The 23,440-nt window shown below is 52.4% G+C and carries 27 protein-coding genes; 3 read left to right on the forward strand and 24 right to left on the reverse strand.

Annotated elements, in window-relative coordinates; all coding sequences use genetic code 11:
- Window positions 1–87: 87 nt before the first annotated feature.
- Genes LQV63_RS06405 through LQV63_RS06430 form a run of 6 tightly spaced genes read right to left on the reverse strand, consistent with a single transcriptional unit; the run spans window position 88 to window position 6,645 of the window.
- The gene (locus LQV63_RS06405; protein WP_233696077.1) at window positions 88–723 is read right to left on the reverse strand and encodes a hypothetical protein; all 636 of its coding nucleotides are present in this window, start codon (window positions 721–723) and stop codon (window positions 88–90) included.
- Window positions 724–727: 4 nt separating this feature from the next.
- Window positions 728–1,366 (reverse strand): aspartate/tyrosine/aromatic aminotransferase, encoded by a 639-nt coding sequence (locus LQV63_RS06410; protein ID WP_233696078.1) that lies wholly within the window; start codon window positions 1,364–1,366, stop codon window positions 728–730.
- Window positions 1,367–1,386: 20 nt separating this feature from the next.
- Entirely contained in the window at window positions 1,387–2,139 is a 753-nt protein-coding gene (locus LQV63_RS06415; protein ID WP_233696079.1) for an ABC transporter ATP-binding protein, read from the reverse strand.
- 54 nt (window positions 2,140–2,193) lie between these two features.
- Window positions 2,194–4,056, reverse strand: coding sequence for an ATP-binding cassette domain-containing protein (locus tag LQV63_RS06420; RefSeq protein ID WP_233696080.1), 1,863 nt, complete (start codon window positions 4,054–4,056; stop codon window positions 2,194–2,196).
- Entirely contained in the window at window positions 4,056–5,045 is a 990-nt protein-coding gene (locus LQV63_RS06425) for an ABC transporter permease (protein WP_233696081.1), read from the reverse strand. Before LQV63_RS06425 ends, LQV63_RS06420 begins: the two co-directional genes overlap by 1 nt.
- Window positions 5,032–6,645: an ABC transporter substrate-binding protein gene (locus LQV63_RS06430; RefSeq protein WP_233696082.1), complete on the reverse strand. Its 1,614-nt coding sequence runs from the start codon at window positions 6,643–6,645 to the stop codon at window positions 5,032–5,034. Before LQV63_RS06430 ends, LQV63_RS06425 begins: the two co-directional genes overlap by 14 nt.
- A 260-nt stretch (window positions 6,646–6,905) precedes the next feature.
- Between LQV63_RS06430 and LQV63_RS06435 the strand changes: the two genes are divergently transcribed.
- Complete coding sequence (locus tag LQV63_RS06435; protein WP_233696083.1) at window positions 6,906–7,811, forward strand: LysR family transcriptional regulator; 906 nt, start codon at window positions 6,906–6,908, stop codon at window positions 7,809–7,811.
- A gap of 51 nt (window positions 7,812–7,862) precedes the next feature.
- Window positions 7,863–8,387, forward strand: a complete 525-nt coding sequence (locus LQV63_RS06440) for a hypothetical protein (protein WP_233696084.1) — start codon at window positions 7,863–7,865, stop codon at window positions 8,385–8,387.
- Window positions 8,388–8,538: 151 nt separating this feature from the next.
- Here the strand turns inward: LQV63_RS06440 and LQV63_RS06445 are convergent, their stop codons facing one another.
- The 18 genes from LQV63_RS06445 to LQV63_RS06530 all read right to left on the reverse strand — a co-directional run bounded on the left by LQV63_RS06445 (window position 8,539) and on the right by LQV63_RS06530 (window position 22,187).
- Window positions 8,539–9,459, reverse strand: coding sequence for a cation diffusion facilitator family transporter (locus tag LQV63_RS06445; protein ID WP_233696085.1), 921 nt, complete (start codon window positions 9,457–9,459; stop codon window positions 8,539–8,541).
- A 320-nt stretch (window positions 9,460–9,779) separates the two neighbouring features.
- A complete protein-coding gene (locus LQV63_RS06450) occupies window positions 9,780–10,478 on the reverse strand; it encodes an N-acetylmuramoyl-L-alanine amidase (protein ID WP_233696210.1) in 699 nt (232 codons plus the stop codon).
- Window positions 10,462–10,881 (reverse strand): phage holin family protein, encoded by a 420-nt coding sequence (locus LQV63_RS06455; protein WP_233696086.1) that lies wholly within the window; start codon window positions 10,879–10,881, stop codon window positions 10,462–10,464. The genes LQV63_RS06450 and LQV63_RS06455 overlap by 17 nt, the downstream gene beginning before the upstream one ends.
- A gap of 278 nt (window positions 10,882–11,159) precedes the next feature.
- Window positions 11,160–12,266 carry a pyocin knob domain-containing protein gene (locus tag LQV63_RS06460; RefSeq protein ID WP_233696087.1) on the reverse strand — a complete coding sequence of 369 codons (1,107 nt, stop codon included), beginning with the start codon at window positions 12,264–12,266 and terminating at the stop codon, window positions 11,160–11,162.
- 12 nt (window positions 12,267–12,278) lie between these two features.
- The gene (locus LQV63_RS06465) at window positions 12,279–13,094 is read right to left on the reverse strand and encodes a collagen-like protein (protein ID WP_233696088.1); all 816 of its coding nucleotides are present in this window, start codon (window positions 13,092–13,094) and stop codon (window positions 12,279–12,281) included.
- Between the two features lie 13 nt (window positions 13,095–13,107).
- Window positions 13,108–13,458, reverse strand: coding sequence for a hypothetical protein (locus tag LQV63_RS06470; RefSeq protein WP_233696089.1), 351 nt, complete (start codon window positions 13,456–13,458; stop codon window positions 13,108–13,110).
- 67 nt (window positions 13,459–13,525) lie between these two features.
- Entirely contained in the window at window positions 13,526–14,164 is a 639-nt protein-coding gene (locus tag LQV63_RS06475) for a hypothetical protein (protein ID WP_233696090.1), read from the reverse strand.
- On the reverse strand, window positions 14,157–15,341 hold the full coding sequence (locus LQV63_RS06480; RefSeq protein ID WP_233696091.1) for a baseplate J/gp47 family protein: 1,185 nt from the start codon (window positions 15,339–15,341) through the stop codon (window positions 14,157–14,159). The genes LQV63_RS06475 and LQV63_RS06480 overlap by 8 nt, the downstream gene beginning before the upstream one ends.
- Window positions 15,304–15,681 (reverse strand): contractile injection system sheath initiator, encoded by a 378-nt coding sequence (locus LQV63_RS06485; protein WP_019422690.1) that lies wholly within the window; start codon window positions 15,679–15,681, stop codon window positions 15,304–15,306. Before LQV63_RS06485 ends, LQV63_RS06480 begins: the two co-directional genes overlap by 38 nt.
- Window positions 15,678–15,950, reverse strand: coding sequence for a hypothetical protein (locus LQV63_RS06490; protein WP_019422691.1), 273 nt, complete (start codon window positions 15,948–15,950; stop codon window positions 15,678–15,680). Before LQV63_RS06490 ends, LQV63_RS06485 begins: the two co-directional genes overlap by 4 nt.
- A gap of 70 nt (window positions 15,951–16,020) precedes the next feature.
- Entirely contained in the window at window positions 16,021–16,815 is a 795-nt protein-coding gene (locus LQV63_RS06495) for a phage protein (RefSeq protein WP_233696092.1), read from the reverse strand.
- On the reverse strand, window positions 16,799–17,119 hold the full coding sequence (locus LQV63_RS06500) for a phage baseplate plug family protein (RefSeq protein ID WP_233696093.1): 321 nt from the start codon (window positions 17,117–17,119) through the stop codon (window positions 16,799–16,801). The genes LQV63_RS06495 and LQV63_RS06500 overlap by 17 nt, the downstream gene beginning before the upstream one ends.
- 49 nt (window positions 17,120–17,168) lie before the next feature.
- A complete protein-coding gene (locus tag LQV63_RS06505; protein WP_233696094.1) occupies window positions 17,169–17,930 on the reverse strand; it encodes a LysM peptidoglycan-binding domain-containing protein in 762 nt (253 codons plus the stop codon).
- 16 nt (window positions 17,931–17,946) lie between these two features.
- Complete coding sequence (locus tag LQV63_RS06510) at window positions 17,947–19,719, reverse strand: hypothetical protein (RefSeq protein WP_233696095.1); 1,773 nt, start codon at window positions 19,717–19,719, stop codon at window positions 17,947–17,949.
- Between the two features lie 163 nt (window positions 19,720–19,882).
- Window positions 19,883–20,167, reverse strand: coding sequence for a hypothetical protein (locus LQV63_RS06515; protein WP_087432020.1), 285 nt, complete (start codon window positions 20,165–20,167; stop codon window positions 19,883–19,885).
- Window positions 20,168–20,198: 31 nt separating this feature from the next.
- The gene (locus tag LQV63_RS06520) at window positions 20,199–20,603 is read right to left on the reverse strand and encodes a phage structural protein (RefSeq protein ID WP_019422696.1); all 405 of its coding nucleotides are present in this window, start codon (window positions 20,601–20,603) and stop codon (window positions 20,199–20,201) included.
- A 116-nt stretch (window positions 20,604–20,719) separates the two neighbouring features.
- A complete protein-coding gene (locus LQV63_RS06525; protein WP_233696096.1) occupies window positions 20,720–21,718 on the reverse strand; it encodes a DUF3383 family protein in 999 nt (332 codons plus the stop codon).
- Window positions 21,719–21,725: 7 nt separating this feature from the next.
- On the reverse strand, window positions 21,726–22,187 hold the full coding sequence (locus LQV63_RS06530) for a hypothetical protein (RefSeq protein ID WP_233696097.1): 462 nt from the start codon (window positions 22,185–22,187) through the stop codon (window positions 21,726–21,728).
- Window positions 22,188–22,965: 778 nt separating this feature from the next.
- On the opposite strand from LQV63_RS06530, the gene LQV63_RS06535 reads away from it, so the two are divergent.
- Window positions 22,966–23,433, forward strand: a complete 468-nt coding sequence (locus LQV63_RS06535; protein ID WP_019422700.1) for an ArpU family phage packaging/lysis transcriptional regulator — start codon at window positions 22,966–22,968, stop codon at window positions 23,431–23,433.
- The last annotated feature ends 7 nt before the right edge of the window (window positions 23,434–23,440 follow it).

The following is a 23,440-nucleotide window of genomic DNA, read 5'->3' on the forward strand; positions in this document are numbered from 1 at the left end:
GCAATGCGGCTTCTCAGCTTGGACAGTGGGTTAATAAAAGGCTGTCGAGAAAGTCTCGGCAGCCTGTCAGGTTAATTGTTAAGAAAATTATTTATTTAATCGTGATCCTTGCATTATATCTTCTTCTATCCAAGCGAGATAGCCATCCAGAAACGTTTCTACTTTTGGAATAAAACCTTGTCCGAAATGATAGTCTGGATCCAAAGTCGTTATATACATATTTCCTTTATGCGATTGACGATCAACGCAAATAATCGCTTCTCCCAGTTCATTAACGAGGACAGGCTCCGCTCCCGTCCCAGCTTCTAACCGAAATACACCGTGATAGTGCCACTTCGCATCATTGACCGAAATCTTTTGAAATAACGGATGTTCAGCATCGACCGGATACAACGGCAAATCAGCGCCTTGATTGACCCACCAGTAAAAATTAGTCGGGTAAAATTTCCAATTAACAGGAGAAAGCCACTGTTTCTCGATTTCTCCAAAGCTAATGATATGTCCTCCCTGATCCAAGTAATGACGGAATTGCTCCGAATGCTCGCACAGCATATCCTGATTTAAGCGGGTAGGCACAATCACGTAATCGTACTGTCGCAGCTCGGTTTGATGCAGATCTAAAATGTAAATCATATCGGTAAACCGCTGGCGGTACTTTCCTTCCTTTCTCGTAAAAAAATAATGCTGGTAGCTGACACCGCCGTATAATATAGCTGTCTTCATCGTCTTAACTCCTTATAGAGGTTGTGAACACGAAATTATACTCTCTATCGATCCAAGCCAACAACTGCTGACCCATTCTTCGAGCTGTTGTCGTGTCGGACAATCCGTATGCTAGCAGATCGGTACCTGCACCTGCCAAAATCGTCCCTCTGGTCGTATGACGATCAATATAAACAACCGTCTGACCCGAATTATCCCATAACGCAATTTCTGCATGTGCAGGCGCCTCGAAATAGCCCCGCGAGAAGAAGCCTTTTACACCGCGTCGATAATTCAGGTCGTACTCCGTTACACCTCGAAAGAGTGGATGCTCATCATGAGCAAGTATGGTCCGTGCATTCGTGTCTAGTGAGCTTCGAATCCACAAGCTATTTCCGGGCAGCCATGGCAAAAATAGTTGGGCAAAAGAAACAACAATTCGTCCCTGCTCCAAAAACTGCGCTATACTATCACGATGTTGATACAAAAATTCCTCATCTATATTGTTAGGCACAATTAGGGCACCGTATGGTGCCAGTCTATCAATCGTCATATCATACAAGAACATGCGCTCTAGCCGATTGCAGTACAATTCATGCCGATACACTCGTGAGGGACTGTCCGAATAGGAATCTAAAAAAGCAATTTTTATGGGCGTCGTCATGGTGCTATAAACTAACCTCCCTAAGCATAGTCATCGTAACAAGCTTCTATTAGTGATTTGGTATACGCGTTAGCGGGATGCTGCAATACGTCCTCTGTCGCTCCCATCTCAAGCAGCATGCCGTTTTTCATGACAGCGATAGCATCTGCGAAGCCGCGAATCGTTTCAAGTCGATGCGTAATAAATAAGAAAGACATGTTATGATCCCGCTTCAATTCAGACAGTAAGCTTAAAATGTCCCGTTCTGTTATCGGATCAAGCGCCGATGTGATTTCATCGGCAATAAGCAGTTCAGGCTCCAGCGCTAATGCACGCGCAATGGCAATTCGCTGCTTCTGCCCGCCTGAGCATTCGGTAGGCAGTCTCTCTAACAGCTCATGAGGCAGTCGAACTCGTTCTAGCAGCTCCTCGACTTTCCGTTGTGACGCCAACTTCGTCCACTTGTTCAAAATAAGCGGCTCGGCAATGATGTCTTTGATTTTCCAATACGGATTGAGGGAGCGATCTGGGTTTTGAAATACGATTTGCACTTGCCGCGACTGCTCGTGGCGCTGCAAGTGCGCTTGCAGCTGTATTGGAGCTCCTCTCCAGAAAATAGAACCCTCTGTCGGCTGCTGCAATCCGACAATAAACTCGGCCAGTGTCGATTTCCCAGATCCGCTTTCTCCTACTAACGCAAATACCTCATGCTCAGGAATCGAGAACGATACGTCCTGAACCGCAAATTGCTTGGACTGACCAAAGCGCTTTGAAATATGCTTCAGCTCGAGCATCGCTTGCACTCCTTACCTCATTCATTTATAGAGGTTGTTCAAAAAGTCCGCTGCTCATGTAGTCCGGCCTACATTCCGCTGCTCCTTCTTCAAGTTCCTGCAACCCTCTCGGTGCTGAAAACCGACCTTTTTGAACTCTTCACTTATATGTCTTCGTCTTATCGATGGCATAAGCGCCTGCAGTTCACGACTGTAGCTCGTTGCAGGATGGTGCAGCCACTGCTCCGCAGGCGCGTGCTCCAGCAGCTGACCATCTTTGATGATCATCATGTCGTCAGCCACCCGCAGCGCCGCCTGATGATCATGCGTAATCAGCAGCAGCGTCATCCCATGCTCTCTAACCTTAGTGACGAGCAAATTAAGAATCTCCCACTTCACGATAGGATCGAGCGCACCTGTCGGCTCATCAGCAATCAGCAGACTTGGCTTATTAATTAGCGCCAGTGCTAGTAATGCGCGGCCGAGCATACCTCCGCTTAATTCATGCGGGTAGCTGTCCAGCAGCCGATCAGAAAGCTGCACCTCTCGCAATGCCTGCTTGGCGGCAAGCCGTTTCTCCGATACAGTGATGCTTGATGCGTCCGTCCCCTGCATCGCCTCCATGAACTGTTGACCAATAGTCAACAGTGGATTGAAGCTAAGTCGCGGGTCCTGAACAATAAATGCAGCGTCGACCCAGCGGTTTATACCTCGTTCAGCACTGCTCCCATTCGTTGCACAGATGTTACTTGTGTCACTTGTGCCACTTGTCTCGCTTGAGCCATTTGTGCCGCCACTACGAATATACACCGCTCCACTCATCACATCATCCGGAAGCAAGCCGTATACAGCCCGAGCCAGCGTCGTTTTGCCTGAACCCGACTCGCCAATAATAGCCGTGACGCTTCCTGCTGCGATAGAAAAAGACATCGGCTGCAAAATCGTACGCCCATTGTGCACCACGCTTAAATCGTGAACCACAACCGCGTTATCCGATCCAGCATGAGTCGCAGTACAATGTTCAGTACGTTGAGTTTGCTCGGCTGCCTTGACACTGGAATGCGCACATGGCACAGACGCAGCAATTTCACTGGAAGCAAGCAGCAGCTTGACCCTGCTGCTGGGGCTGTAGGAACGCAGCAATCTGTTCCCTTGCTGATGCTCGCCTTCGCTTAATAAAGCAAGTCCAATCGTTACGAGCAGGAGCGCCAGCATAGGCGGTACAATCGTCCACTGCCAAGCTGTTGTCATCCACGTTTCGGTTTGATGGAAAGCTTGCTCCAGCATTTTTCCCCAGGTCGGTTGGTTCGGATCGCCCAGACCAAGGAAAGACAAGCTCGCCTCCATCGTCACCGCCTGACGGAACGATAGAATGAACTTCGTTCGCAAGAGTGGAACGATAAAGGGCATCAGGTGCTTTCGCAAAATATAGCTTGGCTTTCCATGAAACAACTGTGACGCCTTCACGAATTCCCGCTCACGCAGCGATAACACAGAGGCTCGAATGAGCCTCATATATCCGGGCCAAGTAAGCAAGCCAAGCGTTACAATCAACTGCCAGACGCCACCTGATGTAAAGGCGGCTACAATAAGTACAAGGAGCAAAGAAGGCAGCACAAGCAGCACATTCGCCAATCCGTTAATCAATGGATCAAGCCTTTTGAAATAACCCGCCATAAGTCCAAGCACACCACTTAGCGTGGTGCTCAGAACGGCAACGCCTAGCCCGATTAAGAGCGTCGTACGTGCCCCGTAACTGAGCTGACTGAACACGTCCTGGCCTAGCGCATTGGTGCCGAGCCAATTCACACTCGATGGAGTGAGCAGTCGTTCGCCATCAAATGCAAAGGGCTCTACACCTGCGAGCAGAGGCCCTGCGAGAGCTAATCCAACAAAACATGCTACGATAACGCTGCCTGCTTTTTTTGATCGGTTCATCACGCTCCCCCCTGCTTTCCTGTCTGGATTCGAGGGTCAAGCAGCGGGTATATCCTATCTGCGGCCATATTGAGCAGCAATACAAAAACGGTCATCAGCACAAAAAGTCCGTGCAGCAGCGGGTAATCCCGCGCCAAAATCGCTTCCTGCAACAAATTACCGATGCCCGGGTACGAAAATACGGTTTCTACGAGTACCGATCCGGCCAGCAGCCCGCCAAGTCGGACAACAACCATCGTTATAATAGGGAGAATGGCGTTTCGCAGAACGTGTCTGTACAAAATAGTGCCGCTGCCCACACCTTTGGCTAATGCAAATTCAATAAACGGCTCGCGCAGCACCCGGATAGCTTCATTGCGCATCAGTAAATAGATGCTGGCCGTATTCGCCACCGTCAAGGTCACGACAGGCAGAACTGCATGCCAAGACACGTCTATCAAAAGGTCCCACCAACCGTTAGGTGTATAAAAAGGCGTCGCCGCACCACCGAGAGGAAACCAATCCCATTTCACCGAAAATCCGAGAACGAATAACATCCCTGTCAAAAAATCCGGGATCGTGCTGACACTAATCATAGAGAGAAACCATCCGCGATCATGATCCCCTGCATGCCGCCATGCAGATAGCAATCCTGCAACTATGCCGATCACGATTGACAACACGGTTGCCACGCCAACGATGAGCAGCGTCCACGGGAGACGATTCATAATCACTTCATAGACTGGCATTTTATAGGTAAACGACTGCCCGAAATCGAAGGTGAATATCCCCTTCACGTAGTCCGCAAGTTGCATCCATGCCGATTCATCAAGATGATAGTAGTCCCTCATCGCTACTTTTTGCGCATCCGAGATAAAAACAGGGCCGTCTTCCCCGCCCTCCAAAAAATCAATAGGCCCCCCCGGCAGCAGCCGAGGGAGAACAAAATTCAAAAGCAGTACAAAGAACAGCACATACAAATAGGTGACAGTGTGCTTACTTCTTCGCATCGATGAATGCCGCCTTGTTGTCCCATAGCGGTATGCCGTCCGCTATACCGCCATAGGTGTTGAACCAACGGTCAAACTCAGCTGCCTTGTAAAGGAAATAAAATGGACGATGATACAAGACGAGTGTCGGCAATTCCTCTGACAAGATCATTTGCATTTCGCCTACAATCTCTTTTCGTTTCGCAGTATCCAGCTCTTGCAGCTGCTCCAGCGCTAGCTGCTGGAACTGTTGATGGTCAAACAAGCTGCCTCTGGCTGCAAATGAATTGCTCGCTTTTCCTAAAAACCATAGTCTTAAGAAGTCTGGGTCGCCGCTCAACCCGATATGCCCAGTTAGCGCCATATCGTATTTGTTCTCACCCATTGCAGAGGTGAACGTCGCCCCATCCACCTGTTGAATGTTCAACTCGATACCGACCTTTTTCAGCATCTCCTTCATCATTTGCGCTTCTTTGGAAGTTGAGGAGACTATCAGGCTCAGCTTCAAGTCTTGGCGTACGCCGTTGCCGTCTTTGCGGTAACCAAGCTCGTCGAGCATTTGTTCAGCTTTGGCCGTGTTATATTCATAGGTCTTAACCCTGTCGTTGTACCATGGCGAATCCGGTGGAATAATCCCACCGCTGCCCGGAATAGGTGTCCCGCCCACAATTTTGCTAGCCATTTCCGTACGATCAAGCGCATATGCCAATGCCTGGCGCAATCGCTTATCCTTTAATTGCGGATGGCTATGGTTAAATACGACGCGGACCGCACTGCCTGCCGGCTCGCTCTTCATAACATGAAAGCCTTCCTTCTGAAGTTGCTCCGCTTCCCGATAGTTTAAAGTCGATGCCGCATTAATTTCATTTTTCTGCAGGGACAGCACTTTGTTTTTCGCATCCATGTATGCAACATCCTTTACGTTCACGCTTCCCTTGAAATAGTTATCATTGGCGCTGAACCAATATTGTCCCGACTTCTCATCATACTGCTTTAGCGTAAATGGACCTGTGCCGACCAGTGCTGACGGATCGCGATAAGAGATCGGCTCGCTTACTTTTTCCCATACATGCTTCGGAATAATCGGCACGATCCCCACCAGATCGCTTAAAAATGGAGCGTACTTGTTATTCAACTGAAACTCAACCGTGCTGTCTCCCGTTTTGGACACAGATTTGATTTGGCTAATGTCACCTGTCCATGGAAACGGGTGTTCCTTTACGTATTCATATGTAAACACGACATCATCTGCGGACAATGCGGTTCCGTCATGCCATTTCACATCCTGCTCCAACGTGAACGTATACCGCAATCCATCCTCAGACACCTTCCACGAATTAGCGAGCCATGGAATAACCCCTGTGCCGTCTTTCCAGGTTAAGGTGTCAAACAAGAAGCTGTTGCGCAAATACCCGCCCGGGCCTGACGACTTGAAAGCAAACGGCGATGGATAGCCGCTGTCCTGCCATCCGATTCGGATTGAAGGCTGCGCCTCTGCTGTTGAGGTTTGCGGCGCCTTTTCATTTTCTATCGGTGTAGATGTATTCGATGAACTGCATCCTGACAGTAAAATGAATGCCGTTAATAGTAAGACTAAGTATGATATTTTGCGAAATCGCATGGAAATAACACTCCTTTTCTCGACTCAAGCTGTAACGTACAAAATTTAAGATAAATTAGTTGATAATGAAAATCAATATCAATAACAGGAGTAATATATGGAATAATAGCGGCATAGCTTATTTGATTCCGCTTTCATATTAAAATCTAATAGATGTATTAAAAAGAACGATAGGTTTATTGTTTTAATTGATATTGATTATCAATATCATATTTAGTATACTCTCTACTATTCTCATTCCCCCTTAGGAGGCTGCATTCATGAAGGTTCTCGATAAAATGGAAACTTTTTTGACGTTAGCTGAATGCGGGTCTTTTTCCGAAACGGCGAAGCGACTCTTCTGCTCTCAACCGACGGTAACCAGCCACATTCAACAGTTGGAGGAGCAATTCGAGGCAACGCTGTTGATTCGCTCGGGAAAATCGGTGCGTTTGACACCACAGGGGGAAGTATTGCACGAGTATGCAAAAAAAATGGTTGCTCTATTTGATGAGGCTTCGCTGAGCATCAAGAACGCGGGTCTTTCGAGCCCTGTGCTTTCGCTATATGCCAGCAACTATATGGGGGTATACGTGCTGCCGGATATTTTGCGGCGGTTTCACCACAGCTATCCACAGCAGCATTTTGAACTCCATACGTATCGATATACAGATTTAATTAACATGCTTATGGAGGAAAAAATCAATATGGCTTTCCTGCCTATTTATGAGGAAGACAAATATGTTCAGGCTCAATTTGATTCCTTTGTGCTGTTTAAAGATGAGTTTGTGCTCGTGCTTCCGCCGGATCATGCATGGGCGGAGCGGAAGATGCTGTATGCTCGCGATATTGCCCGCACAACGCTGCTGCTGCCGCAAAATAGCTATTTGCAGGATTGTATTTTATCTCCGATCTATGAGTTGGGGATACAGCCAGATACGATCCATATGAGCAGCTTTGAGGTGATCAAGGAATCCATTAAGGCTGGATTGGGCTCTGCCTTTATTCCCTACTATGCCGCACGTGGTTCACTAGATGCAGGCGAGCTCATAACGAAGCCCGTATACGGTTTGCGCATCGAACGACGCAACGGATTCATTCATCGGAAGCGCAAGCCGCTTACCCAAATCGAGACCGCTTTTTGCGAATGTGCTCAGGACGCTTTAATTTTGAATTGTAACGCTTAATCATACTTGCTACGCCCTTTTTGGGATGCGTACGTTTTGGAGGCTAGACATATGTCTGTTATTCGAGTTAGAGACAACAAGGATTACATCGAAATCAGCTTTGAAGATATTAAAAAATACCATGGCGGACTGGCCCTCATGGCTATCGCTGTTGCTTTCCGCGTGCAGCAAGCCGCCATACGTGAATTGTTCGGCACGGAACCGCCGCAGCGCAGCATGCTCAGCGTCCTATCCGGCCATGCAGGCCCCGGATTTCGCGATGCGTTTGAATTCGTTACTCGTGCTGTTACACGCGGGGCTTACACGGTGGATGTCCATTACCCGGCAGCTCAATACGACCCGCATCGCACCCAGTCCTACGCCTTTGTTATCTCGACCACAGAAGGCGCAGCTGTTGAAGTCGCGTTGAAGGACAACTTCCTTCCGCTTCAGTTCTACGACTACTTGGCAAAAGGCCGCAGCAAAGCGATGACTACGCAGGATGTCGAGCAATTTGACAAGCTGAAGCTCGAGCTTTCTCAGCAAGCGTTGGCTTTGCCACAGGAAGAGCTGCTCACTGTGAAGCGCCTCTCGTAAATTCAATGGCTGGCAGCAATTGCTGAACCTGCGGAAGTCGCAGCTTGTCATGGGCAAGTCAACCACAGCAAAAAAAGCGTGCAAGAAGCTCTGACAGCAATCAGAAGCCTCCTGCACGCTTTTCATTTTCATCTATATGATGATGTGGTCCTCAATGTGCCGCTCGTCCCTGCAGATTTCCCGAATTCGTCGCCGTTCCCGTATCCATCGGCTCCACATGCACGTGCACATGCGTAATATTGTGCTTGCGCTTCATGCTTTGCTCGATATCATCGCAGATTTGATGGCCTTCGATAAGGCTCAGCTTCGGATCGACCTGCACGACCACATCCACGAGGACAAGGCTTCCATGCAGACGCGCCTTCACTTCACGGATAGCCCGCACGCCTTCCGTGCCCGCCACCGTCTTGCGCAGCCGCTCCAGATGCGCTTCATCAAAGCCGTCGGTTAACGTATGTGTCGTCTCGCGGAAAATATCCCATGCCGTTTTGCAAATCAATACGCCAACCGACAAAGCCGCTAACGGATCAAGCCAAGGCAGCCCAATCTGGGAGCCGAAGATGCCTATCGCCGCCCCGATGCTGACGAGCGCATCAGAACGGTTATCCTGTGCAGCCGCCATCAAGGCTTGATTGCGGATACGTTCCGCCAGCCGCTTATTATACTGGTACACGACGAACATGACCGCTCCACACACGACAGCCACCCATCCGGTAATCGGATTGGGCGTCGATGACTCGCCGTTGAATAGGGATCCAATCGTGGACAGGATAACCTGTATGCCGACAGTCGCCATAATAAATGAGGCAATGAGCGCAGCAATCGTCTCCGCGCGCAAATGACCGTATGGATGATCGCGATCCGGCGGCTTTTGGGAGATTCTTAAGCCTATGAGAACAGCCATGGAGGCAACAATATCGGTCAAGTTATTCCAACCATCCGCTTGCAGCGCCTTCGACTGATAATAGAATCCAATGGTCAGCTTCAATGCAGATAAGGCAATATAGGCAGCGATGCTAATCCATGCTCCCTTTTCCCCTTGCTTCATGTCCGCATATACGTCTGCGCTCATGTTATACCCTCCCCGCACCATTTACCCGAAAACGATATAGGATATAAAAAAGTTTTCTTCCCCTCACAATTCACAATAGCTGAAAGGTTAACTTTTTTATGTTCATGATTTCATTTACATTTTTTCGGATCCCTATCTTAACAGACCGATTCCGTGTGGGTCTAGAGAAACAGTGTTGACCCCTGAAACAACTCTTGAACCGGCAAAAACCTGTTGCTTCTGGTTAGAAAAGTTGAGTCTGCTAAGAAAAGTTGCTAGGGGGCAACAACGCCCCATCTAGATAGGATGTGCTTCGGGGAGGACAAGTATACCCGAGGTAATTAGATAACGTAGGTCTTCAACTGCTGTGCGTCCCATTTGACCTTGCGCCCGCAGCCAGAGGCCAGTTCGCGGACAGGGGCGTACACTTTGCCGTCAATGAGGTAGCCTGTCATCGCTATCGATGAAGTTGAGGCAGCATTTCCTTGCAGCTCGATGTGAACTTGGCGGACGGGAACGTTGTGCGGTTCGTTAGAGCGGGCTGTGGCTTCATGCTCCCGCAGACACTGCTCAACGAGCGCCATGAACTGCTGCCACTGCGGCAGGAGGCGGGAGGGGCATGCTTTCCCGCTCCAATGGCGGTGCGGCACGATGCGCTCCAGCGGAATGCCGTGCTTCTGCGACAGCATCGCAATCAGCTGAGCCGCATTGCTCCATGCCTTAGGCTCGTCCATCCCAGCGTACATGCATATCTCGACGCCAATGGATAGCGCATTGCCGGGACCCGCTCCATCGCCCGCGTGCCACCCCTGCTCGTCATCACGTAAATGCTGATATACGGAGCAATCGTCCACCGTGTAATGCCAGCTTTTCTGCGCTCCGCCGCTGCCGTTCAAAATATAGCGCGCATGCGCCTCCGCCGTCGCCCCCGGATCCGTGTTGTCCGTATTATGCACCGTAATGTACATCGGCTTCATCGGACGGCTTGGCTTGTTCGGCCTTCCATCAGGCAGAAGGCGCTGCTTAACCTCGATGCTCATCATTCATTCCTCCTTTGCCTTTCAGCACCTCGACCGCTTGACGAATTGCCGGTGGCAGCGGCACACCCATCCGCCCCCCGTTTTCAATAATCGATAGCAGCTCGTTGGCAATATAGAAAAAGATAGTCGCATCTCGCAGCAGATGCTGGTCCCCCAATACCGTGTCGATCTGATGCGCAATCGCGACAATCAGGAAAATAAACACCTTGCGCGCAATGCCGATGAGGCCAACGCTGCTGCGCAGCTTGCCCTCCGTTCCTGCGGCCATCACGCCAGTGGCGTAATCTACTACCGCGATGATGACCAATACTTGCAGCAACAATGGCCATCCGCCGAACAGCAAGGATGTGGTTCCCGCTGCCATCGCTACGCCTACTTTGAGCAGCACGTCGATTCGTTCCATTATGTTTCCTCCTTTCGAGAATAAAAGTGCCCCCGGCCGCAGCCGAGGGCATAAAAATAGCGCCTTTCACTTGGAAAAGCACTGTAGGTTAGCTATGCCTATGATAATATGCAATTTAATTAAGTGATTGTACTACCTGATGTAGGATCGAATCAGAAGCAACGAGGCCGGTAAAACTATACAAACATACGTTTTAAAATTCATCATTTTATAGCAGTTAAGTGCATGTCTCTAATTAATGTTAGGGTTATAGGTCAGACACCTCTAACTTCCACATTCTAGCCTGCAGTTATTTTACCACTAACTCTCCCTTTGAGGATTGTCTCATAAGTATAATTTCTACTAGGATAAAACTGATAACGCAACTTCATTGACACAGGGCCAGTTGTATCGAAATCATCAGGTATTGAACCTGAAATAATTTCAGTTTTCGCATCGCTGCTGCCTTGATAATAGCTTGTAGCTGTGTAATAAATCTTTCTACCTTGTACGATAATATTTTGTGCATATCGATAGCTCCATATTCGGTTGTACTCCATGGCACTGATTGCCCGTTGTTTGCCATTCCGGTCTTCGAGATATGCTGCAAGACGCGTTTCGGAACTATCTTTGTTAAGTTGCGGATCAGAGTCAAGGTAAATACTTCCAGAAAATATAAAATAGTTTTTCATGCTCCCAATCGTTGCAACTGTATAAATGTATTCTCTAGTATTATCGTCAGTCCTCACTGTTGGAGCGTGCACTTGCTCGAATGACACTCCCTGTTCCACTGGCACAATTTCAGTTTTAATTTGCCCAATCTTCCCTGCCAACTGATCAAACGTATCATTCGCGGATGCCGGGACTCCCTTGGCGTTGATGGCACCCGCGACTTTGTTTTTCGCGTCAACGCCAGATTGCTTTAGTTCTTCGTAATGGAGGGTTGTGAGTACGTCCCGCCAGATTGACCAACTAGTCTCAGTCTCAGTACGTGTGCGGTACATGATGCGTTGAGACGTGACCGATGTGAGTGTTTGGATAATGTACCCCCCTCGAGCGCACCTAACCTCTAATACCGTCCAATCCACATTTTGCGGGATGTTATGGTAATTTATGGAAGCTCCGAGTTGAAAAATACCTGTTTCTTTAAAATCGTTCAAGTCCGCATTTTTTGATGTCTTTTGTGTAAATGTGAAGGTTTGCAACCCATCTACATACCCCTTCGTGTTCGCCTCTGCTTGATTTGCCTTTGCTTGTGCTCCCGCGGGAGTTTCCTTTCCGTCCCAAGCAGCTGCACGGGATTCCAACGTTTTCCCGTCTTCAAAGAAAGTCGTTTTTGCTTTTCCATGCGGATAATAATTGTTCCCTTGGTCGTCCTGTATCAAAATATTTCTATTTTCAGCCACTCTTCGCACCTCCTATTGCTTTTTGAAGAAGATTTTAACTTGTTGCGCTGCGCCAATACTTGTTCCGTATTTCACGCTATCACCCGGTTCCCCTTTATCGCCTTTTGCACCCGTGTCTCCTTTCGGACCTTGAACTCCTTTTTGCCCAGTGTCGCCCTTCGCTCCCTGAGCGCCAGGCTCACCTTTATCGCCTTTCGGTCCCTGTGCTCCTGTTGCACCTGTGCCTCCCTTCAGGCCTTGGGCACCTTGGAGTCCCTGAGCTCCCGTTGCTCCCTTTAAGTTGCCACGTTTTGTCCAAGTTGTAGCTGCCGTCTTCTCATATACGTCACCATTTGCCGTATTCAGAGCCCAGTCGCCCACAGCGCCGAGCGAAGCTGCTGGTACTGCCACCACGTTGTGCATTTTAGAGCCGTCGTTGCCTTTCGGTCCTTGCGCCCCTGCTGCTCCGGTATCACCTTTTGGCCCAGCTGCTCCCGCAGCGCCTTTGTCTCCTTTTGGACCAACAGCCCCTTGTGGACCCGTCTCACCCTTATCACCTTTATCGCCCTTCGGCCCTGCTGGTCCCTGTGCCCCCACGTCTCCTTTGTCGCCTTTATCACCTTTTGGACCTGAGAGCCCTTGTTGGCCCGTTTCACCCCTGTCACCCTTATCGCCTTTTGGACCCGCAGCTCCTTGTGGACCTTTTTGCAGGACTAAATTCTCAAGATACGCTTGTAGATTTTGTCCGCTTTGCATCAATACCGCTCGTGCTTCCGTTTCAGGCACTACCGTTTCGAGCACTTGCCCATTCTTCTCATCTAGAAGTTGAATCTGTATGATGTTAGCCATACGTCGTATCCTCCTATTTCAGTTTTATCCCCATCGTAGGCGATACTTTTATCGTTCCATCTGCCGGGGGAAGCGGAGCCAGATCGGAGATGCACCAGTAGAACGTCCCCTTTTTCCGCTCGGGAACCGGCGGCGGTGAAGATGTCACAACGATACTGGTCTTGTCGGCAATGACCTGCGTGATGTCTTCCTTCGAAACGGCGTTATTCTGCAGTTCTTCCAGCGCCTCATACGTCGTGTTCATATGCCAGTTCATCCAGGCCGCCGGCGGCTTGTCCATGACGTTGTAGCCTTCGGTAATTTTGGACTCCGGCGGGCGGATGCCTTGCTTCTTCCATTCGGGAAGCGGTTTTTGAAATGCCATCGTGTAATCCCTCCTCATTTATTCATGACGGCAGTATGCCGTCGATACCATACCCGCTCCAGCACCGCTAGATCGGTATCGCATAATCATTCCCCGGCACGTACATATCCCCGAGTGTGCCGCCCACGGTCATTGCCTCGTCGGCGAGGCCATGCTCGTCCCGCTCCAGCGAATCGTACACCGACGACAGCGCAAAGGTGCCGGTCAGTTCAACCTGACCAACGCGCACCCCGGCGGCGACGAGGCGCTCGACGAGCGAGACGAACTGCGACGGGCTCAAGCCCATGCCGCTCAGCTTCTCGTACGGCACCTCGTTCACGTGAATCGCCGCCGGCTCGGGGTTGACCGGGTCGTTGTACCGCTCGGACAAGCGGAACTCGCCCGGCTCCGCGTTCAAGGCCAGCGCCAGCACCTCGATGACCGAATCGAGGTTGCCGCTCGCGTTCATGCGCGCCAGCTTGGAGCGCAACAGCAGCCGGTACACCTCGTCCGTCGCCTGGCCGCGCGGCTGCCCGAGATTGCCGCCGATCATGTCGAGCGTCGCTCCCTCCGCCTGCTCGATGCTCTTCCAAGCGGACATACGCTGCACCGTCGCGCCAATCTCATTTATCTGCTGCAGCCACACATCGACCAGAATGGCGAAGCGGCTGCCTTCCTTCGCGATGACATCAGGCAACATAGCCATCACGTCGTTCAGCTTAAACATGGGTCACCGCCACCTTGATCCGCTCCGGCGCCACCCGCGCCACGTGATACAGCGGAATGTCCACATTGCCGCTCACATATTCGCCATCCGCCAGCTTCACCTTCAAGTCCATCACTTCCTCGACGCCGATCACATTTTGCACCGCCGTCAGCAAACGGCTGTACACGATGCGCGAGCCTTGCGCCAGCCCCGTGTAATCCTGCTGGTCGGCGCCAATGCCGCCGATGTACTGTGCAATCGCCGTCACAATGTCCTCCATGCCGCGCGCCGGGAACGTCGGATTGGCCGACACCGCCGCCTCCACGTGCACGTCCAGCATCGTCATGCGGCTGAACCTCACCTCATGCTCGCTCCCGCTCACGTCGCGAACCTGTACGCTTTCCGTGCCGTCCGTGCCGATTCCCGCCGCCTTCTTGTCGAAGATCGCCTTCGCAATCTGCTCCGACTGCCCGCCGTACACGTACGCGCGGACCGACTTAGGCGGAATGCCTTCCGCATCCGTATCCATCGTATTATTCACGCGAACCGAAGCCGACTTCACATCTGGCAGCTGCAGAAGCGCGGATACGATCGCATCGATCGTCGCTGCATGGCTGCCATCCCGCGCCGCACGCAGACGATCCCGGAACTCGACGTCATTTTCCCGCTCGCGTCCGTCGATCATGCCGCGGGCATTCGTCACGCCCGTCAGCTCCTTCACCGGATTCATCAGATCCGTGATGGATCCGGCCGGAACATTGCCGGATATTCCAGCCACCACCGCCGTCAAGTTTACCGTGCCGCGGCCTGCATCATCCAGCGTGCATGCGGCTGTCGTCGTGAACCAGACTCCCGCCTTCGTCCCAACCTGCAGCCCCGCCTGAACCGTATAGCCCGCCGTCCCGCTCAGCTCAATCGAACCGTGGGCCGGCTGCTCCAGCTTGCGCCGCAGCCCGTAGAACACCGCCAACGCATCCAGCTGCACACCGGTCGCATATTGAATGTACGACTCGTGATAGACCTGCTCCACGTCCTCCCACAGCACCGACAAATGCCACGCAAACACCTGCAGCATCATGCCCAACGGCGACGTCTCCGACGTGTTGATATCCTGCCCGAGCCGTTTGCCCAGCTCAGATACCATTTCCTCATAAATATCGTTATACGTTTTGCGCTTCAAACCCGCTTCCGTCAGCATAATTCAACTCAACCTCCTCTCCATCCGCACTCATCATGACGAGGCGCATAGACACCGTCCGCGCACGCTCGTCCCAGTCTATTTCCAATTCCTCCACCGACTGAATGCGGGGCTCCTCGGCCAGACAACGCATAACCGCCTCCCGGATGCTATCCTCGTCCACCTGCTTGCCCATCATTTGGTCATGGTCCAACCCCATGTCAGGCGCAAAAAAATACTCGCCCAAACGAGTCCCCATCCGTACCCGCACCGACTGCGCCAGCTCTTCGCGCCCATCAATCCAAGCGATTTGCCCGTCAGACACCTGAATATCCCCGTCTTTCAAAGCCCAAGATTTCATTCGCCTGCCACCTTTCCCACGATAACGCCCCCGCCGCCATTCGTCTCCGTAAAAACGACCAGAACGCGGCTTCCAGCTTCCAAGACAACCTCGGATGCCTGCTGCACAACGGGCAGCTGATAGCGAATCAACCCGGCTTCCCCGTCCAGCTCCACATCGGCGTCTGCCGCTCCCATGCGAATAATGGTGCCGAGCTGCGCGCCCGCCATGCCAGACAGCCTGTGATCCATCCATGCCTCCAATGCGCCGACCGCGCGATTGGCTCCCATGGCGTCCCCTCCTTTCCCTCTCTAAAAAACGAACTTGCCAGCAAAACGACCGCGTAATCACTCCGCGGCCTCACTCCTTGACCAAATCCACTTCCGTGATGAACTGCTCGCCCGAAATCGTATGCTTGCCCTGCTTCACCTTATACACGCCCTCGAAATCCTCGCTTACGAGCCGGATCTGTGCGCCGGCATGCAGACGATGATTGAGCAGGGAAGTCGCTCGGACTCCTTTTGACTTCCCCTCTTCAAAAGACTCGGGACTGTCGATAAGCCCGCTCTCCGGAGACAACGCGACAAACGTGCGGCTCGTCGCAACCATATTTGCCGCTTGAAAATACAGCTTGCCCTGCATCGTATACGTGCCCAAGCCGCATGCCGCCGCGGCGCGCCGAATCGCATTCAGCGGATCGCCCTTGACCACGAATCCCTTCGCATAGGTGTGGTCGGCAGGCATGCGCAGCTCGCCGTGCGGAATCTGGGCCCGGTTCAACAGATCCCTAATAATCTCGCTCGCCTTGCTGCCCGGCCGATACGTATGCACCATGTCATACACCGACACCTTCAAGTCATCCTTCACTTGAATCGTCGTCACCCGGTCCATCTGCTCCCGCTTCGTGCGCACCTCGACAATGTTGCCCTGCAGCACCGTCCCAAGATCCGTCCCGTAGCCCGCATTGACGATGACGCGCATGCCCGTCTTCAGATTGGCCAACGTATGCTTCGACAGATTATAGAGCTCGACCGTCGATTCATTCGGCTCCTTGTCATCATCGAAATCAGCCACGACCCGGAGCGATAGATCCTCATATGTGAAACGGTAACCGCCAATAAGCACTTCGCAATTGCGTTTATACAAATATTCCATCGTCTTCTCCCAGATGCATGGACACGGACTGACCGAGCGTATCCCAAGTGACGTGTTCTTCCGGGTTGTCGCCGTAAGGCACGATCAACTCCAGCGGAAAATCAGGCGTTTCCATGCTCTCGAACAACGGCACTCCCCACACCAGCTTGACGCCAAGCGCAAGGGGAATATCCCCTTCCAGCAAATCAACCGTAAAATAATCATGCCGCGCATTGTAACGCACCTCGAACGTATATGTCCGTTCCCCCAAATCCATGTCGAACGAATAAGGGACAAGCTCCTTGTCAATGACAATGACCGCCATCCATCTTCCTCCTCTCTGCCAAAAGGTGCCTTCCTCTTCTCCTGCCGCGTCAGGCCACCCGAATGACCATGCCAGCCTTCAGCGTCGTATAAGCGTTGATATTGTCATTCATGCCCCGCAGCACGTCAGCCGAGGTGCTGAACTTGGCCGCGATCGAATACCAAGAGTCTCCTTGTTGAACGGTATAGCTGCGATACGCATACTTCAGATTTGGATTCACCTTCTTCTGCTTCTCTGTCGCATTTTGCCCGATGGACAACATCATGCCGATCGGCGGCGGCACACTGGGATCCAAGTGAGAATTCCATTCGCGGAGCTGCCTCACGCCAATGCCGTAATAGCTGGCAATAGATTCCCATCTCTGTCCCGAACGCACAATATGCGACCAGGGCTTTGGACGGTATGACGTGTTCCGTTTGCCCGAACGGACCTTCGGCTTCACCGCCGCTTTGCGCTTCGGAGGAAGCTTCGTATACCGGATCGTTACGACATTAATCTGCTTGAGCGTCAGCGAGAAGCTCATGCCGTTGCCGATCGAGCTGTCATGCGCCGTCCGCAGGCTCGTAATGACGCAGTTCAGCAGCATGTTGCGTCCGGTATATTGCAGCAGCGTGCCCGCGTTCATCGCCTTCACGAGGCGATGGCGGTAATTCGACGCCTGGGGCCCGAGAATGAGCCCCTCCAGATGCAAGCTGACCGTATCCTTTTGAATGTGATCCGTTATCGTGCCGCCCTTTTCAATGTTGTGGCTGCTAACCTGAACCGCGTATTCCGGCTCCTCCGACGTGACGAATAGCTCGATTCCGCCCAAGCGGCTCAACTTCGTCTTAATAGGACATCGCCCCTTCCTTCGTAGTTTGCGGCTGCGGCATTTTGCTCGAAATGCTGCGCTCGAACGAACGGAACGAGGCGTCGAACTGATCGCGTGCGATGCGCTTGATTTCCTCAATCATGCGCATGTCGATATAACCGTTTACATTGAGGTTCATGACGACGTTGCTATTCGCGCTCACATCCATCGACCCGCCCCCGCCCGGCAGCGGACCCGGAATGTTAAGCGGCGGAGCGGCCGTGATGCCGTTCCCCGTTCCGGTCATATCCGAATAAGGCCGAGGTGATACCGGAGCGGACAAGGAAGACATGGGCGCTCCACTCTGGGCGCGCAGCGCAGCTGCCGGCGGCTTCATCTTCGGAATGATCCGATTGGTTGACGGGATCTGTTCAGAAGCCTCTTCGTCCTCTTCATCCTTCGGCAGCAAATATTTCTCTGCGGCCCATAGACCGGCATCCAGCACCAGACCTCCCAAAAATCCCGCAGGGTTGAGCCGTAGCAGCTTCGTCGCTTTGCTGGCCACCTTCGCCCCTTTGATGAGCTTGCCGAACCAGCTCGTCTTCTTCGCGGCGGATGCCGCTTTCTGCACGGTCGCGGTCGTCTTGGCCATTGTCTGGGCCGAGGCGGCTGCCTGCTGGACTGGATTCGGCATCGGGTTCATAGCCGTACGCACGGATTGCGCGGTATGCGCCATGTCCATCGTCGTCTGCGCGGTCGTCGCGGCATCGGCGAGCACCGTGGACGGTGCAGGCGCTTCGGAGCCAGAGCCGGCCGATCCCATCGCTGTTCCCGTTGCGGCTGCCCCCAACGCTCCTCCCGCTCCTGGCAGAGATCTGACTGCGGGAGCCTCGGACGGCTCGTCGTTCTGCTTGCCTCCGAACCCTCCAAACAAACTTAAACCTGCTCCAAGAAGTCCGAGACCTATCCGCCTGCCGAACCTGCCATTGCCAATCTGCGGCGGCCTCTTTGTCTTGCCGTGTGTTTGTTTTCTCGTCTTCCCAATCGGGCTGCCTTCCGCGTGAGCCGCCTTGCCCATCTCTCCAGCATTAGCACTTGTCGCAGGAGCGCTAATGGCGCCTTTTCCAGTGCCGGATGAAGCTTCGGCAACGGGCCTCATCGAGGAAGGCGATTTATTGCCGCCTCTCCATCCGCGCCGGCGATAAGTGTCGGTTCGCCGCGGTGTTTCCTTTTGGTCGCTGCCCTCTCGGGACGCCGAGGAGCCCTTCTTTCCGCTTCCTTTTCCGGAACGCTTGCCTTTGTCATCCTTGCCCGAATCGAACATGCCGCCCATATTGCCGGAGCCAGTGGTTCCCGCGCAGCAGCAGCATTTGCAGCCGCCTCCGCCTCCTTTGAACTTGTCCTTCACCCACTTCACGTTGTCTGCAAAGTCCTTGAACGGCTTGAACATGTCATTCATATCCTGCGTCAACGTCACGGGCGCCGACTTCATAAATGGATCGTTCCATTTGGCGGGCTTGTCCTTCGCTCCCGCGGGGACTGCTCCCGAGCTTTGCCCGACGACAACCTTGACAGAAGCTTGGGCTTGGGCGATGTTCGAGCTATTGGCGCTGGCCAGAGAAGCTGAGCTCGCCTGTCGAGACATATTGCTTGCCAACAGCGAGCTTGCCAGCTTGGCCTGCCGTTTCAGCTGCTCCGTCTGATCCCGCATCGCATCCTTCAGAATGGTGATGACCGGCTTCAAATCGCTCAACCTGCCGTTCATCGATCTCAGCTCGCGGTGAATGGCTGTAGATACCTGTGCATCCATTTCTTAGTTCCCTCCTTTCCCGAACATCCACTCCATGGCGGAGGCGGCTTCGCATAGCTCCTCGATGCTCATGGCGTCCGCCTCCGCATACGTAATGCCGCCCCGGCTATTCAACACGACATGCCAAAATAGCTGCCGGAGCGGATTCGCGGAAATGGAACGTTTATACGATGGATGATTCGGGCTCCAAGGGTGTATCGACCATCCCTAAAAACCGCGCGCATTCCAGCCAGAGCGGAGTTAAGAGGTCGGATTTGTCTTCGAGCGCCTCCCAGCTGAGGCGCGGGGATACGATCACATGCTGGAGGAAGAAATCCATCGAAGACTCCAGCTTCCAGCCGCCGTCTGCCTTCAGGGCAACGTCGTACAGCCGCATCAAGGCACGCGCGCCTGGATGCTGCAGGACGTAATCCTCGCCCTCCAGCGTTACTGTCGTTTGCTTGCTCACATTGATTCACCCTTTCCCAGTCGTATTTTCGTTACATCACCTGATGTGTATAGTCCAGCACTTGAATCTCGTATTCGCGATCCTCAAGCTCCGATCCGTATGCCGCTGCCGGCAGCTTCTTCACGATGGCCTGCGTGCCGCCAATCCGCTCGCGCGGTTCATTATGGGACACGACCCAGATGTCGAATATCTTCTTTTCGCGTGCGAGACGATGGAGCAGCTCCAACTGCGGAGATGTTGACATGAGCGTTAATTTCACCGTGCCGAGCGGATTGTTTTTGTGAGCAATGGCAACTTCGCCACGAGCGCCAACGTGCGCCACGGACTGCTCTTCATCCTTCTCGCAGGAGACGAATGTGTTCTCTCCGAATCCCGTAATATACTTGCCATCCACGATAACGGACACTTGCTTTGCATCATAAATGCCGATACTCATTGCTATCGCACCTTCCTTTTCCTGTACGGATATAATTCAATGAATTCCAACAGCTTGGCTTGTCCAAGCCGTATATAATGAATAATTTCGTAAAACGTCTTCCCTACCGCTCCCGCTTAGAAGCGGATGACACCCTTAATGCGCACCTGATGGACCGCGCCGGCAATCTCGAACCAGAACGACCCGCCCCGATAGTCACGGTTGGCTCGATCGCTTGGATCCACCTCATTGCGCAGCAGGAAAGAAGTGCCGAACAACGGCTCGCCGCTGTCATCCGCGGCGATGATGCCCATGCGGAACGCTTCCTGGAGCACATTGACGACCGTACTCTCGATCTGTGCAATGCCTGCGTTCGTATACGGCACCTTGTCAGACTGATTGAGCAGCTGCTGAATTTGCGCCTCCATGCGGGCGCGGACATAATCTCGCGACATGATGACGTCGATATATTCGCCGGATACGGTCTTGCCTTCCGACGTGCGGGCTTCGCCTTGCTTGTTCACGTAAGTGAAAGCTCCGCCGTCATGAATCTCCATCAGCTCGCTTGCCGTCAGCTTGAGCGGCGCGATGCCGGTGCATGCCTTGAACTTCCAGGTAACGGAGCCAACATCCGCGGAACCGACCGCGCCCACGAGCGCCGCATCAGGATACGCATCGGCATCCGTATGATAGAATGCCGCGGTGCGCGTATATCCTTTCGCCTTCAACGCCTGCAGCTTCGTCTTGTCTGCAACCCGAGTGACAAACAAGCGATAATCCTCCTTCTCCAGCTCGGCCGCAAGGGCTTCTACCGTCTCAGGACCATTGTCCGCGGACAGCAAATAGTACCACCCCATATCCAACACGGCACGCAGGCGGTCCACCGCCGCTTCCTGCTCGTCGTGTGCCGTAATGGCAATGCGGGCCGGAGAGCGATCTCCTTGGCCGAAGAGGGTCTGCGCCATTTTGTATTCTGGCGTCGCCTCAGCGAAGTCGGCCTTTACCGTTTCCAGATCGCCATATTCCTTGTAGGCGGAACCGCCCTCTTTTTTCCCGAGAATCAGTGGCATGGCGAAGGACAATCGTCCCGTCGGCTTCTGCAAATCAATCGTTACTTGCACGTCTTGCAATGTCATCTTCCCTTCACTCCTTTGATTTCATTGGATTCAACTGAATCGTTGCTACGGACGGCACCGTCCGTTCGAAGCGGTCCTTCATGCGCAGCTTGACTTGAAGGCCAAGCCCCGTATGCGGCTCCGCCTTCCATTGCGCCGGACTGATATGCACCATCGCGGCCGGAATGCTCTCGAGGCAATCCAGTCCATCGGTCCACAGCCAGCCCAGCATGTCCCGGCATCGTTCAACCATCTCCATCCGATCGCCCGCTCGGATAAGAAGCAGCCACTCCATTTCCACCACCTTGTCCACAGCGCCCTGATGCTCCGATTGATTCGGCGTGCAATCGATGTACGGGGAGGCGACATCATAGGCAATGAGCGGCAGCGAGCTGTCCGGCTGGAGCGCATCCACGCTTATGACAGGCAGTTGCAACGCCTGACCCAGCGGCATGATCCACTGTTGAACGATATCCCGATATGCAATCAAATTCCATCACCTCCTTGGAATCATCCTGAAGCATCCTTCTGCCGCTGCTTGCCGACGACCCGCTTCTTTGAAAACTTACGGGCTGTCTTGGAGATGCGGCTTCTGTGCTCACGATGTCCACGTTACTAGTATAGAACGGCGAACACACGTTTGGTTTAAAGGGAATTATTAGTTTTTTGATGATTTCTTTTTATATTATTATAAGAACAAATGTTCTTGTTTTTGTGGTATAATGGGTATACCTGCCACGGTGTTCAATTTAAACAACCTCAAGTCGTTGTGTTCTATAGGAAGTTTGTTACTACCGAGAAGGATGCGCATGCGCGCAAAACGTGCTGCAGGAAGCATTCGCGAAGAAGATTCAGCATTGCTGTTCATTGATGGAAGCGACTCATCTTACAAGCATTTTCTTGCATGTCTGGCATGAGCGCCCAGCATGATTCTTAGACAACGACAGCGGAAGCATTTGCTCTTTATAGCGAACGCAAGCTTCGATGCCGTATTCCCTCTCGGGACGATGGATGAGCAACAAGGGATATTTTAAGCAACTATTACTAAGAGTGCGTGTTCAAAAATGACACTTTTCAGTACCGAGAAGCCCAAGTTTTCGCAAGAAAACTTCATCGAAAGCATACCTCGAAGGAGGAGCAGAGTTACAAGTTTGACTCTTCACGAGTGAATGCAAGCTTCGATACCGAAATACCTCTCGGGATGCTTCGTGATCAAAGGCGACATTTTGAACAACCTCTAAGAGTCGAAATGAAGGAGGACTTGCTTGATGATACCGATGGAATATATGGAGATACCTCACATGGAAACGATGGATGCCAAACAAGCGAAAGCCCGCATCGAGGAAGTGTTTGCTAAATACAGAATGTGCAAAGTAATGAAGTTTGCGGTGCGCGAAGCGAAGATTACGGCGAATTACGAGACAAGAGAGAATGGGGCTACGAACCGGATCGGAGACCCGACGGCTGCGATTGCTGTATATAATACAGACAAGGCGAGCGAATGCCTTGCTTTCTGCGAACTGGTTGAATCGATTGTTAACGAGTTGGAGCCGGACGAGCAGCTGCTTATCCGCGAGCGCTATATGAAGGCAGCCCGCATGACCGACACGAAAGTGTACTGCTTCAGCTTCGATCCTCCGATCAGCGCCGTCACCTACGGACACATTCGTAAGCGGGCGTTCGAGAAGCTGCTGCACGCCTTTCAATACGCATTCCGCCCTGCCCATACCACGTAACCACCCC

The sequence above is a fragment of the Paenibacillus profundus genome, assembly GCF_021369635.1.
In the GTDB taxonomy this organism is placed as follows: Bacteria; Bacillota; Bacilli; order Paenibacillales; family Paenibacillaceae; genus Paenibacillus_B; species Paenibacillus_B profundus.